The organism is Stenotrophomonas sp. STM01 (assembly GCF_014852135.1).
GTDB classification, from domain to species: Bacteria; Pseudomonadota; Gammaproteobacteria; order Xanthomonadales; family Xanthomonadaceae; genus Stenotrophomonas; species Stenotrophomonas capsici.
Genome location: NZ_JACVBA010000002.1, coordinates 833,031 through 845,622 on the forward strand (window position 1 = coordinate 833,031; position 12,592 = coordinate 845,622).

Genomic DNA, 12,592 nt, shown 5'->3' on the forward strand with positions numbered 1-12,592 from the left:
CGTTGTTGCCTTGGCTGTTGCCTTGGCCTTTGCCCCCTCCCTTGCGCCGAGGGCGGAGGGGAGGGCTGGGGAGGGGTCGCTCCTGCCCGGGCCGGGACACTTGCCTCAGCCTCCATCCAACCCGCTACAGTCAGCGCATGACCGAACCGCCTGCGCTCCCCGAAGCCCCCCTTCCCGCCCCCGAAACACAGTGGCAGCCGTTGCCACGGCGTGGCGCGGTGTTCGCCGCTATCGGCAGCGCCATCGGCATGGCCATCCCACTGACGCTGGCCGCCGGCATCGTGCCGCTGGCCTTCCATTACGCGCACTGGCTGCTCGCCGGTTGCGCCGGCCTGCTGGTCGGGCTGGCGTGGGGCGCCTGGTTCGGCTGGCGGCGGCACCGGCTGACGTTCTGGCGGCTGGATGAGCAGGCACTGGGCGTACGCCGCGGCCACCTGTGGCAGAGCGAAAGCCATGTGCCCATCTCGCGCGTGCAGCACCTGGACCTGGGCCGCGGCCCCCTGCAGCGCATGGCGGGGTTGGCGACGCTGACCGTGCACACCGCCGGCACGCGCATGAACACCGTCGCCATCGCCGGGCTCGCACTGGCCGATGCCGAACGCCTGCGTGACCGCCTGGCGCGCCAGCTCGACCACGACGACGCCCTGTGAACCTGCCTTCCGCCGACAACGCCGAACGCCGGCTGCACCCCTGGTCGTGGTTGTTCGTGCTGCTGCGCCAGATCCAGCAGATGCTGCTGCCGCTGGTCGCGGTACTGATCTTCGGTGGCCGGCGTGGCGATGAAGCGTGGTGGTTCCAGCTGATCCCGCTGGTGGTGATCGCCGCGCTGGTGGCCAGCTCGGTGCTGCAGTACCTGACCTACCGCTACCGCATCGGCGCCGACACGCTGGTCATCCGCAGCGGCGTGTTCGAACGCACCCGCCGCGAGATCCCGTTCGCCCGCATCCACAACGTCGCCGTACACCAGAACCTGCTGCACCGCCTGTTCGGCGTGGCAGAACTGCGGCTGGAATCGGCCGCCGGCGACAAGCCCGAAGCCGAGATGCGCGTGCTCAAGCTCGACCAGGCACTGGAACTGGAACGCCTGATCCGCCAACGCGGCCACGCACCGGTCGCCACCGATGCCCCGCTGCCGGAAGCCGACCTGTTGCTGGCCCTGCCACCCATGGAACTGGTGCGGCTGGGGCTGGTGTCGAACAAGGCGCTGGTCGTGGTCGCCGCGGCGGTGGGCGCCCTGTACCAGATGTTCCCGCGCGAGATGGCGGCTGACTTCATCGAGCAGCAGGGGCGCCAGGCCCTGGGCTATGCCAGCCAGCTGCATTTCAGCAGCACCGCGATGGCGATCAGCGCCGTGGCCGGGCTGCTGACCCTGCTGCTGTTGATGTGGCTGCTGTCGATCGGCCTGGCCTTCATGCAGTACCACGGCTTCCGCCTGACCGAAGCCGACCGCCGCCTCACCGTCGAACGCGGCCTGCTCACCCGCGTGCGCAGCAGCGTGGCGCGCCGGCGCATCCAGGCCTGGACGCTGCGCGAAGGCGCGCTGCATCGCCTGTTCGGGCGCCGCCAGCTGCGCGTGGACATCGCCAGCGGTGGCGGCAACGAGGACAAGGACGGCCGTGCCCTGAAGGAACTGGCGCCGCTGGCCACGCCGGCCACCTGCGATGGCCTGCTGCAGCACCTGCTCCCGCAACTGCAATGGCCGCCTCTGCAATGGCAGGCCGTCTCCACCCGCGGCTGGTGGCGCCTGTGCCTGCCGGCGCTGCTGGCAAGCGGCGCGCTGGCCGCCGTGTTGACCCACGAAACCGGCCCGTGGGGATTGTTGCCGTTGCTGTGGCTGCCATGGTCGGCGTTCAAGGCCCGTCGCCAGGTCACGCGCATGGGCTACAGCATCGATGCCCAGCGCGTGACCGTGCGCGGCGGCTGGTGGAACCGCTGGTGGCGGGTGGCCGAGCTGGACAAGCTGCAGGCGCTGCGGCTGGACCGCTCGCCGCTGGACCGCCGTTTCGGCACCGCGACGCTGACCCTGGACACCGCCGGCGCGTTCGGCGCGCCGCCGCTGCAGCTGCGTTTCCTGGAAGAACAGCGCGCGCAGGAGCTGATGGCGCAGCTTGGCCAGGAGATGGCGCGGCGCCGGCTGCGCTGGTGAGAGTCAACGACGCCCCTCTCCCGGCCGAGAGAAGGGCATGGCGGGCCGTCAGGTCCGCGCCGGACCCCAATAGCCAATACGCTTGCGCAGCTTCAACTTGCGCCACAGGTTCATCGGCTTGGGCTTGCGGTTGCGCGCGCCCTTGGCGACGAACGCATCGATCGCATCCAGGATGCGGTCACTGGACTTGCCATCCCGGTACGGGTGCAACTGGTCGGCGAAGTCGCGCACCGCGGCCATCAGCGCCGGCGGGCGCGACAGCGCGGTGCGGATCGCCCCTTCGAACTGCGCCGGGTCGTCGATGTCGATCAGCTGCGGGCCTGGGCGGCGGTTCTTGAACGTGACCACCGGCTTGTAGGTCAGCAGGAACTCGTTGAGCGCCGAGGAGGTGTCCGAGCACATCATGTCCACCTGCGGGAACAGGTCCAGGATGTTGTCGTCGTCGGCGAAGCGCAGGTACGGGCCTTCCAGCGCGCGGTACTTGGCCACCACTTCCGGGTCCATCTTCGGGTGGAAGGTGACGATCCAGCGCCACTCACCGCTCTGCGAGAGACGCTTGATCTCATCGTGCAGGATGCCCGCCGCACTCCATGAGGGCGAGAACGTGGAGTGGTACAGGATCACCGGCGGCGCGCGCACCGGGTCGGGCGCGTCGCGCAGCTGGCTCATGAACGGGTCGATCTTCGGGAAGCCGGTCTCCACCACCGAGAAGTGCCCCTGCTCCTTGGCCAGCGCCGAGAACGCGGCGGTGTCGCGCGGGCCGGTGGTGCAGTACAGGTCGAAGAAGCCACGGATGTAGATGTGGCGCGGCTTGCCGGCGTCGAACCCGTGGAAGGTCTCGACCTTCACGCCGGGGAAGAAGTGCGGCACGGCATTGGACGAGGTGATCACCGCGTACGGGTTCCAGGCGCGTACCTGCGCCACCGTCAGCAGGGTTTCGTCCTCGGCCAGGTCCTCGGCCCCGGGACCATCGAAGAACCACGCTGCCTCATCCCCGCGTGCCCGGATCGCCGCCTGGACCGGCCGGAGGATGGCCAGCGCGTAGCGCTCCGAGCCGTACAGCAGATAGTGGCGTGGCACGTGGAAACTCCTGAATCTCCGGGATCTGGCGCGGATTATCGCATCGCCAGCCGGCAGCGTCGCTGCTAGGCTTTGGCCCCGGCTCCCACCGCGTACCCCTGCATGCCCCAGCCCTCGTCCAGTTCCCCGAGCAGCCGCCCCCGCGTGTCGGCCTGCATCATCGCCTTCAACGAGGCGGACCGGATCGGCGATTGCCTGGCCTCGCTGGCGTTCTGCGACGAGATCGTGGTGGTGGATTCGTTCTCCACTGATGCCACCGTGACGGTGGCCGAAGCGGCCGGGGCACGGGTGCTGCAGCGCGCCTTCGACGGCTTCCGCAGCCAGAAGGACTTCTGCGTCAACCAGGCCCGGCATGACTGGGTGCTGTGCCTGGATGCCGACGAACGCGTCGACCCGGCCCTGCGCGCGGCCATCGAGGCCGAACGCGATGCAGGGTTCCCGCGTGGCCCCGGTTACCGCTTCGCGCGCTGCTCGGAGTACTTCGGCCGTTTCCTGCGCCACGGCACCGCTTACCCGGACCGCGTGCTGCGCCTGTTCGACCGCCGCCACGGCGGCTGGCGCGGCGACCGCGAGATCCACGAGGCGGTCTCGGTCGACGGCCCCGTCGCCCTGCTCAAGGGCGACCTGCTGCACCACCCCTACCGCAGCTTCCTGCAGTTGCTGGACAAGAAGCAGAAATACGCCCGGATGATGGCCGAACACGAATTCAGCCGCGGCAAGCGTGCCAGCCTGGGCAAGCTGATCATTTCCCCCGCCTGGCGCTTCTTCCGCAGCTTCGTGTTCAAGCGGGGTTTCCTGGACGGCTGGCCGGGGCTGATCGAGGCCTTCGTCAGCGCCAACTACGTCCGCCAGAAGACCATCATGCTGTGGCTGCTGCAGAACGGCCAACCGGTGCAGACGCCCCCCGCCAGCCGTTGAACCGCTTCCGGTCACGCGCGCCGGAAACGTTTTCCAGGGATGAACGGCCGCGTTTCCTGCCGCGTACGGCGGCTCGGCCGGATGCAACCGTGACAAAATGATGCGCCGGCCCTGCTCCCGTGGCGGGGCCTGTCTTTTTCCTCTCTGGGATCGTTCCATGCAAAGAATTCTGGTCACCGGCGGCGCCGGCTTCCTGGGCTCGCACCTGTGCGACCGACTGATCCGGGACGGCCACGACGTCCTGTGCGTGGACAACTACTTCACCGGCAGCAAGCGCAACATCGCGCACCTGATCGGCCACCCGTCCTTCGAGCTGATGCGCCATGACGTCACCTTCCCGCTGTACGTGGAGGTGGACCGCATCTTCAACCTGGCCTGCCCGGCCTCGCCGGTGCATTACCAGCACGACCCGGTGCAGACCACCAAGACCAGCGTGCACGGGGCGATCAACATGCTCGGCCTGGCCAAGCGCGTGAACGCGCGCATCCTGCAGGCCTCCACCAGCGAGGTCTACGGCGACCCGGAAGTGCACCCGCAGCAGGAAGGCTACTGGGGCCGGGTCAACCCGATCGGCATCCGCAGCTGCTACGACGAGGGCAAGCGCTGCGCCGAGACGCTGTTCTTCGACTACCACCGCCAGCACGCGCTGGACATCAAGGTGGTGCGCATCTTCAACACCTACGGCCCGCGCATGCACCCCAATGACGGGCGCGTGGTCAGCAACTTCATCGTGCAGGCGCTGCGCGGGCAGGACATCACCATCTACGGCGATGGCCAGCAGACGCGCAGCTTCTGCTACGTCGATGACCTGCTCGAGGCCATGACCCGGATGATGGACACCGAGGCCGGCTTCACCGGCCCGATCAACATCGGCAACCCCGGCGAGTTCACCATGCTCGAACTGGCCGAGAAGGTGCTGCAGCTGGTCGGCGGACGCTCGCAGCTGGTGTTCCAGCCGCTGCCTTCGGACGATCCGCGCCAGCGCCAGCCGGACATCACGCTGGCCCGCGAGAAGCTGGGCTGGGAGCCCAAGGTCGCGCTGGAAGACGGCCTGAAGGAAACCATCGCCTACTTCCGCACCCTGCTGGCCGAGGACCGGGCATGACCCGCTTGGCGGTCGTCATCACCAACTACAACTATGCGCGCTTCGTGGTCGAGGCCATCGAAGGCGTGCTCGCCCAGACCCGTCCGGCCGCACAGATCCTGGTCGTGGACGATGGTTCCAGCGATGGCTCGCAGGCGCTGCTGCAGGAGCGCTACGGCGCGCATCCGGCGATCACCCTGCTGTTCGGCCAGAACGGCGGGCAGCTGGCGGCGTTCCAGCGCGGCGTGGCCGCCGCCGACGCGGACGTGATCTGCTTCCTCGACGCCGACGACCGCTGGGAGCCCACCTACCTGGAGCAGATCGGCGCGGTCTACGACCAGCGCAAGGACGTCGGCTTCGTGTTCTCCGACATCGCGCTGTTCGGCAACGAGAACGGCCGCATCGGCTTCGCCGGGCGCGCGCTGGACCTGGGCTACACCGCGATCAGCACCTACGCGCTCACCTACTGGTACGGCGCGCCGACCTCGGCGTTGTCGCTGCGCACCCGCTATGCGCGGCAGTGCATGGACCTGCCGGCGCAGGTCAGTGCCAGCTGGCGCCTGTCGGCCGACAACTGCCTGGTGTTCGGCGCCAGCCTGTTCGGCGCCCGCAAGTACTTCCTGCCCACCGGGCAAGTCGGCTATCGCATCCATGGTGACAACGGCTGGTGGGCCAAGCAGGACCGCAACACCGTCTTCCACGGCCTGCTGCAGTCGCGCGGCCTGATCCACCACTACGCCCGCGCCGCCGGCCTGGACGACTCCTGCCTGGAGCTGGCCAAGCTGGAGTACCGCACCAAGCCAGACCCCGACTGGGCCGAGGCACGGCGCTACATCGACCTGTGCTGGCGGGCCCGGTTGCCCTGGTGGAAACGCCTGGAGCGGATCCTGAGCATCGTCCGCAGCCGCAAGCGCGGCAAGGGCTGAACCGGACTGCGGGAATGAGGCTGAACGCTCGTTCGGGGCGTTCATCAAAGACCCGCTTGGCTTCCCTTACCCTTTGCGTCCCCTCCGCCCGCCCCAGCGCCCCGAGGTGACGGCCCTGCGGCATCGAATCCCTTGCGGACCGGGGATTGCGGCGCACGCCCCGCCCACCACCGTTTGCACATGACGCCCGACCTGAAACCGCCACTCTCCACCGTCGACCTGCCCTCCCCCGGGGAGCCAACTGCACCGCGCTGGCGCAACCTGCTGTTCGTGGGGCTGCTGGTGGTGATCGCCGGCATGAGCTTCCTGCCGGCCGGGCCGTCGTTCAATCCGGGCAAGCCGTTCCAGTACCTGGCCGCCCTGACGCTGTACCTGCCGGCCTTGATCATCGCCATCGCCCGCCCGGGCCGCTTCCTGGATTTCGCGCGGCGCCCGTTGATGCCCGTGCTGCTGTTGCTGTTCGCCTGGGCCCTGCTGAGCCTGTCGTGGAGCAATGCGAAGCGTCCGCACGATGAGTTCCTGCGCCTGCTGACGGTGTGCCTGTTCCTGTTCGGCTGCACCCTGGCGGTCGGCCGCGACGTGGTACGCCAGCGCGCCCTGCTGGCCTTCGGCGCCGGCATCCTGGCGGTGTCCGCGGTCGCGGCGATGGTGCACTTCGCGATCAAGCCCACGGTCGACAACCGCCTGGTTGGGTTCGGGGTGATGGCCAACGCCAACCTGTTCGGCGCCGCGATGGCCGCCGGCATCCTGTGGCTGTGGCCATGGCGCTGGGAGACGCGCAATCGCCGCCTGCTGAAATGGCTGGCCATGGGCGTCATGGCGACTGCGCTGATGCTCACCTTCTCGCGCAGCGCGATGCTCGCGCTGGCCTTCAGCCTGTTCGTGCTGCTGGTCGTCCGGCACCGGGACCGTGCGCTGCAGCGGCTGCTGCTGCTGATCGCCGTGGGGTTGGGCATCGCCATCCCGGCCTACCCGGAACTGGCCGAACGCGGCCTGTCACTGCGGCCACAGCTGTTCGCCCATGCCATGGAACTGTTCCAGCAGCATCCGTGGCTCGGCCTCGGCCTGGGCGCCGACTTCACGCTGCCGGTGATCGGTGGCAACGGGCAGTACCAGGTCCACACCCACAACCTGTTCACCCAGTTGGCCGTCGAACTGGGCATCCCCGGCGTGCTGCTGTGGTCGGCGGTCTGGCTGGGCCTGGGCTGGCGTGCCTGGCAACGGCGTGACGTTGCCACCGGCCGGGTCGTGCTGGGCCTGTGGCTGTTCGCCACGGTCATGGTGCAATTCGACCTGCCCCACCTGATCGACAGCCCGCGACCCGGTTGGCTGATTCTCTGGCTACCCCTGGCACTGAGCCTGTCGTTACCATCTTCCGGGTCCAAACCGTCCGGGCCTGCATGAAAATCTCGCTGGTGATCCTCACCTACAACTGGCCCGAAGCGCTGGACCGCGTGCTGGAAAGCGTCGCCGGCCAGCGCCGGATGCCGGACGAGGTGCTCATCGCCGATGACGGTTCCGGCGCGGCCACGGCCGACGTCGTGCGGCGTTGGCAGGAACGGCTGCCGGTGCCACTGCGGCACATCTGGCAGCAGGACCAGGGCTTTCGTGCGGCACGCTGCCGCAACCTGGGCATCGCCGCCAGCCAGGGCGACTACGTGGTCCTGCTCGACGGCGACATGCTGCTGCACCGTGATTTCATCGCCGACCACGCGGCCTTCGCCGAACCCGGCTTCTTCCTGCAGGGCGGACGCCTGAAGGCCAGTGCTGCTGAAACCGAACGATTGCTGGCGGGGGGCCGGCCGACGTTCGCGCCGTGGATGGACGCCGACTTCCACGAGTTCGATGGCACCCGTCGCCTGTACGCCTTCCGCCAGCCGTTGCTGGCGCGCTGGAAAGCGCGTGCCCGCAACGGCGGCCGGGTCATGAGCTGCAACATGAGTTTCTGGCGCGCAGACCTGCTGCAGGTCAACGGTTTTGACGAACGCATGGAAGGCTATGGCGCCGAGGACCGCGAGCTGGCGGCCCGCCTGGAGAACACCGGGCTGCGCCGACGTGGCCTGAAGTGGGCGGCGCTGGCCGTCCATTTGTGGCATAACTCACGGGCGCCCCCGGACGTGGATGACATGACGTTGCCGAACAACCGCCTGTTCCATGCCACGCGTACGCAGAAGCTCACCCGCTGCACGCAGGGCATCGACACCCACTCCGCTGCACCGCCGGACCCCCGGATCGGCTGACCGCCCTTCCACCCCCACCCCCCATGAAATTGCTCTTCACCAACTTCCACAGCGGCAGCGGCGGTGGCCACACCACCTATACCCGCGAATTGGCCGGCGCGCTTGCCGCCCGGCACGAGGTGCATGTGGCCGCACCGGGCGGCAGCACGCTGCTGGCCCAGGCCAGTGCCCTGCCCGGCGTGCACGTGCTGGCGCAGCCGTTCCCCAATGGCCTGCGCCGCATCCGCCAGCGGCTGCACGCGGTGCGGCAGCTGCGCGGTTACCTGCGCCGGAACCGCTTCGACGTCGTCCACGTCAACGGCTCGGCCGACCACCGCATCACCCTGGCCGCCCTGCGCGGCATCAGCCCGCGCCCGCGCGTGGTGCTGACCAAGCACAACACCAAGCCCATGCGCGGACCGCAGCACGTCTGGCGCGCACGCTGGCATACCGACAAGGTCATCGCGGTATGCGAATACGTGCGCCGGCAGCTGGAATCCACGCCGTACCGCGTGTGCCATCCGCAGACCGTCTACAACGGCGTGGACACCGTCCACTTCCAGCCCTGGCCACAGGATGCAGCCGCCGCGCAGCGACGCGCGCTGGGAATCGCCGACGATGCGCTGCTGGTCGGCAGCAACGCCGGCACCGCCGGCTACAAGGGCTGGACCGACTTGGTCGCCGCGCTGCAGTTGCTGTCGGCGGCAGAACGCGAACGCATCCATGTGGTCCTGGCCGGGCATCCCCCTTCCGCCGCCCAGCAAGCGGTCATCGACGCCGCCGGGCTGCAGGCGCAGTTCCATTTCCCCGGCCTGCTCGCCGACGTGCGGCCGGTGATCGCCACCTTCGATGCCGGCTTCGTGCTTTCCCATGACGTGGAAACCATCTCCTTCGCCTGCCGCGAGATGATGGCCATGGGCAAGCCGGTGATGGTCACCGACTATGCCGGCCTGGCGGAGAACATCCATCCCGGCGAAGACGGCTGGGTGGTCCCCGTCCATGGTCACGCGGCCATGGCCGCCACCCTGCGCACGATGCTGGAAGACCGCTCGCACCTGCTGCGCATGGGTGCCGCGGCACGGGCACATGCCGCCGCCGAGTTCGGGCTGGAACGCTTCGTCACTGCCACCGAAGCGATCTACCGGGAACTGCTCTCCGCCGGCTGAGGCGCCGCGCGCTCGGCCTCGCTCCGGCACGGCCCACGCACCGCCGTGGCCGGCACCAGCCACCACCCCCGGCCACTCAGGCTGCCGACGTGCTGGCTGCGGCCGCGGTCGATGCAGGCCAGTGCGGCCTCGTCCTGCACCAGCAGCCAGCGGTGCGACGGCGCGGACTGCTGCCAGGCCACGCCGGCCCGCAGCTGCTCCGGCCACGGCCGCAGGAAACCGAAGTTGGCCACCGGCCGGTCGGCCATCAGCAGGTTCTGTTCCTTCCAGGCAACCAGCCCCAGCTCGACATCGGGCCCGAGGCGTCGCCCGACCTCACGCATCAGCCCACGTCCGGAGCTGGAGTCGGTGATCAGCGGGTTGACCACCAATCCCTGCAGCACCCACACCAGCGCGAGCAGCGAAGCCAGCACCTGCGCCGGCCAGCGTCGGCCCCACCGCCACAGCGCCACGGCTCCCCAGAATCCCATCACCAGCACCGCGGCACCGATCGTCCGCGCCGCCGCCACCGACAACTCACGGCGCTCCAGCAAACCCTGCACGCGCTCGCTGCCCTCGCCCAGCAACACGCCGGCACCGGCCACCAGCAGCACCAGCGTCAACGTCGCGGTGAACAGCAGCACCAGCGCACGCACGCCGGCCTTGCGCAACAAGCCGGGCAACAACGGCGCCAATGCCAGGCAGAACACCGGCAACGCCGGCAGGATGTAAACGTCACGCTTGCCGCTGGGAATGGAGAAGAACACCACCACCAGCAACCACCAGCCCAGCAGCAACAGGTAACGCGGGTCATGTCGCCGCAGCCGGCGCCACCAGGCCGGCAGCGCCCAGGGCAAGGCGAGCATGGCCGGCATCCACAGCGTCAGCATCACCCCGAGGTGGTACCACGGTGGATTGTGGTGGTCCCAGGACGCGGTGTAGCGACCGGCGGTCTGGCGGAACAGGATTTCGTGCAGGTAGGCATGCCGCCCGGGGTCAGCACTGCCCACCACCGCGGCCAGCAGCGGCCCCAACCACAACGACAGGGCCAGGACGAAGGCCAGCGGTCCCAGCCAGAAGCGCGGGTTGGCCACATGCAGCATCGGCCGACGCCAGCCCATCGCCACGCAGAGCACCGCCGGCACCAGCATCGCCAGCGCCAGCATGCCCACGCCCTTGGTGATAACGCCCAGTCCGGCGGCGAACCAGCCGATCGTCCACCAACGCCAGTCCGGCCCGCGCAGCAGGTGCCGCAGCAGGCCGTAGTTGGCCAGGGTGATGAACAACAGCAGCAGCGCATCGATCTGCGCCTTGCGTGCCTGGAAGGTGAACTGCAGCGTGAACAGCAGCAACCAGGCCGCATACAGGCCGACCCGCCGGGTCCACAGGCGCCGGCCCAGGTCATGGACGCAGGCCAGCGTGCCCAGCGCCGCCAGCAACGAAGGCAGCAGGAAGGCCACGCGCCAATCGCGCAGCAGCAGGTAGAAGCCGCCCTGCAACCACATCAGCATCGGCGGCTTGTCGCCATACAACTCGATGCCGCGATGGGGGAACAGCCACTGGCCGCTCTCCACCATCTGCCGGGCGACCAGCGCGAAACGCGGCTCGTCCGAGGGCCACGGATCCCGCAGGCCGAGGCCGGCGGCGAGCACCAGCACGGCGGTGATCGCCAGCAACCAGAATTCCCTGCGCGCCAGATCGTCCCTCATGGCGCCGGATGATAGCCAGCCTAGATGACGGCCAGCTTCACGATCCGGGCCTGGAAGAAGCCATCGCCCCCCTGCTCCCCCGGCAGGCGCTGGCGGCCACCGCCATCGTCATGGCCGAACGTGTCGGGCAGTGCTTCCAGGCGTGCGTCCGGCGTGCGCGCCAGGAACGCGGCGACCTGCTGGCTGTTCTCGCGGCGCAGGATCGAACAGGTGGCGTACAGCAGCACGCCACCGGGGCGCAGCACCTTCCACAGCGCATCGAGCAGGCGTGCCTGCAACGCAACCAGCGCGGTGATGTCCTCGGCGCGACGATGCAGCAGCACGTCGGGTTGGCGACGGATGATGCCGGTGGCCGAGCACGGGGCATCCAGCAGCACCGCATCGAACGGCGTGCCATCCCACCAGGCCGGGACATCGGCCGCATCCACCGCCTGGACCTGTGCCGCCGCGCCCACGCCGGTGCGGTTGAAGGTTTCGCGGATGCGCTGCAGGCGCCGTGCATCCACGTCCAGCGCCAGCAGTTGCAGCGACGGATCGCGTTCGAGCAGGTGCGCAGACTTGCCGCCCGGTGCGGCGCAGGCATCCACCACGCGTGCCCCCACGGCAGGCGACAGGCCATCGGCCACCTGCTGCGCGGACAGGTCCTGTACCGACACCGCGCCCTGCGCGAAGCCCGGCAGGCTCGCCACCGGCACGGCCACCGGCAGACGGATCGCATCGGCGGCGGCCGGCTCGGCCAGTGCGTCGATGCCGGCGTCCTGCAGCAACGCCAGATAGGCGTCGCGGCTGTGCTGCTGGCGGTTCACCCGCAGCCACAACGGTGCCGGCTGCAGGCTATGGGTGAGGATCTGCTCGACATGTGCCGGCCAATCCGCGCGGACCTGCTGCAACAGCCATTGCGGCCACGCATCCTCGGCGCGCGCGGTGCCGAAGCCCTCGCGCTGCGCGCGGCGCAACACCGCGTTGACCAACCCGGCCTGGCGCTCGCGGCCCAGCGCGCGCGCGGCATCCACCGTCGCCGACAACGCAGCGTGGGCGGGCAGCTGCAGCGCATCGAGCTGAGCGAAGCCGGCCATCAGCACCCCACGCAGGTCCGCTTCACGCGGGCCCAGCGGCTTCTGCAGCCATTGCCCGAGTGCACGCTCGTAAGCGAAACGGCGGCGCAATGCGGCAAAGCAGATCGCCTCCAGCAGGGCACGGTCGCGGCTGTCGTCCAGCTTCGGCAACGCCGTGGACAACTCGGCCTTGAGCGAACGACCCCGGACCAGCACCGCAGCCAACACCCGGGCCGCCTGCACGCGGGTCTGCACGCCGGGCTGGCGCGCGGCGCCCTTGCTGGCCGGCGCAGAAGACACAGCCGTCATC

Annotated in this window: 11 protein-coding genes; 8 read left to right on the forward strand and 3 right to left on the reverse strand. The window is 69.3% G+C overall.

Translation table 11 applies throughout. The annotated features are described in order from the left end of the window. Positions 1-137: 137 nt before the first annotated feature. Positions 138-650 (forward strand): PH domain-containing protein, encoded by a 513-nt coding sequence (locus IB227_RS13620; protein ID WP_192287821.1) that lies wholly within the window; start codon positions 138-140, stop codon positions 648-650. Beyond that, positions 647-2,146, forward strand: coding sequence for a PH domain-containing protein (locus IB227_RS13625; RefSeq protein ID WP_318639547.1), 1,500 nt, complete (start codon positions 647-649; stop codon positions 2,144-2,146). Before IB227_RS13620 ends, IB227_RS13625 begins: the two co-directional genes overlap by 4 nt. Before the next feature lie 48 nt (positions 2,147-2,194). Here IB227_RS13625 and IB227_RS13630 read toward each other — a convergent pair whose 3' ends face one another. Next, complete coding sequence (locus IB227_RS13630) at positions 2,195-3,226, reverse strand: CDP-glycerol glycerophosphotransferase family protein (protein WP_192287822.1); 1,032 nt, start codon at positions 3,224-3,226, stop codon at positions 2,195-2,197. Between the two features lie 102 nt (positions 3,227-3,328). On the opposite strand from IB227_RS13630, the gene IB227_RS13635 reads away from it, so the two are divergent. The 6 genes from IB227_RS13635 to IB227_RS13660 all read left to right on the forward strand — a co-directional run bounded on the left by IB227_RS13635 (position 3,329) and on the right by IB227_RS13660 (position 9,539). Further along, positions 3,329-4,144, forward strand: a complete 816-nt coding sequence (locus IB227_RS13635; RefSeq protein WP_192287823.1) for a glycosyltransferase family 2 protein — start codon at positions 3,329-3,331, stop codon at positions 4,142-4,144. A gap of 157 nt (positions 4,145-4,301) precedes the next feature. After that, positions 4,302-5,249 carry a UDP-glucuronic acid decarboxylase family protein gene (locus tag IB227_RS13640; RefSeq protein ID WP_132865853.1) on the forward strand — a complete coding sequence of 316 codons (948 nt, stop codon included), beginning with the start codon at positions 4,302-4,304 and terminating at the stop codon, positions 5,247-5,249. Further along, a complete protein-coding gene (locus IB227_RS13645; RefSeq protein ID WP_192287824.1) occupies positions 5,246-6,154 on the forward strand; it encodes a glycosyltransferase family A protein in 909 nt (302 codons plus the stop codon). Before IB227_RS13640 ends, IB227_RS13645 begins: the two co-directional genes overlap by 4 nt. Before the next feature lie 180 nt (positions 6,155-6,334). Next, positions 6,335-7,558 carry an O-antigen ligase family protein gene (locus IB227_RS13650; RefSeq protein WP_192287825.1) on the forward strand — a complete coding sequence of 408 codons (1,224 nt, stop codon included), beginning with the start codon at positions 6,335-6,337 and terminating at the stop codon, positions 7,556-7,558. After that, positions 7,555-8,394: a glycosyltransferase family 2 protein gene (locus IB227_RS13655; protein ID WP_192287826.1), complete on the forward strand. Its 840-nt coding sequence runs from the start codon at positions 7,555-7,557 to the stop codon at positions 8,392-8,394. The genes IB227_RS13650 and IB227_RS13655 overlap by 4 nt, the downstream gene beginning before the upstream one ends. A 23-nt stretch (positions 8,395-8,417) precedes the next feature. Then, positions 8,418-9,539 (forward strand): glycosyltransferase family 4 protein, encoded by a 1,122-nt coding sequence (locus IB227_RS13660; protein ID WP_192287827.1) that lies wholly within the window; start codon positions 8,418-8,420, stop codon positions 9,537-9,539. On the opposite strand, the gene IB227_RS13665 is transcribed toward IB227_RS13660, so the two are convergent. Beyond that, a complete protein-coding gene (locus tag IB227_RS13665) occupies positions 9,512-11,227 on the reverse strand; it encodes a glycosyltransferase family 39 protein (protein ID WP_192287828.1) in 1,716 nt (571 codons plus the stop codon). The two genes, IB227_RS13660 and IB227_RS13665, sit on opposite strands and share 28 nt — an antisense overlap. A gap of 20 nt (positions 11,228-11,247) precedes the next feature. Beyond that, entirely contained in the window at positions 11,248-12,591 is a 1,344-nt protein-coding gene (gene rsmB / locus IB227_RS13670) for a 16S rRNA (cytosine(967)-C(5))-methyltransferase RsmB (protein WP_192287829.1), read from the reverse strand. Between the last annotated feature and the right edge of the window lies 1 nt (position 12,592).

Bases quoted from the DNA above. Each gene is read 5' to 3' on its own strand.
- IB227_RS13620 (WP_192287821.1), top strand. From the start codon at position 138: ATGACCGAACCGCCTGCGCTCCCCGAAGCCCCCCTTCCCGCCCCCGAA.
- IB227_RS13635 (WP_192287823.1), top strand. From the start codon at position 3,329: ATGCCCCAGCCCTCGTCCAGTTCCCCGAGCAGCCGCCCCCGCGTGTCG.
- IB227_RS13640 (WP_132865853.1), top strand. From the start codon at position 4,302: ATGCAAAGAATTCTGGTCACCGGCGGCGCCGGCTTCCTGGGCTCGCAC.
- IB227_RS13645 (WP_192287824.1), top strand. From the start codon at position 5,246: ATGACCCGCTTGGCGGTCGTCATCACCAACTACAACTATGCGCGCTTC.
- IB227_RS13650 (WP_192287825.1), top strand. From the start codon at position 6,335: ATGACGCCCGACCTGAAACCGCCACTCTCCACCGTCGACCTGCCCTCC.
- IB227_RS13655 (WP_192287826.1), top strand. From the start codon at position 7,555: ATGAAAATCTCGCTGGTGATCCTCACCTACAACTGGCCCGAAGCGCTG.
- IB227_RS13660 (WP_192287827.1), top strand. From the start codon at position 8,418: ATGAAATTGCTCTTCACCAACTTCCACAGCGGCAGCGGCGGTGGCCAC.
- IB227_RS13665 (WP_192287828.1), bottom strand. From the start codon at position 11,227: ATGAGGGACGATCTGGCGCGCAGGGAATTCTGGTTGCTGGCGATCACC.
- rsmB (WP_192287829.1), bottom strand. From the start codon at position 12,591: ATGACGGCTGTGTCTTCTGCGCCGGCCAGCAAGGGCGCCGCGCGCCAG.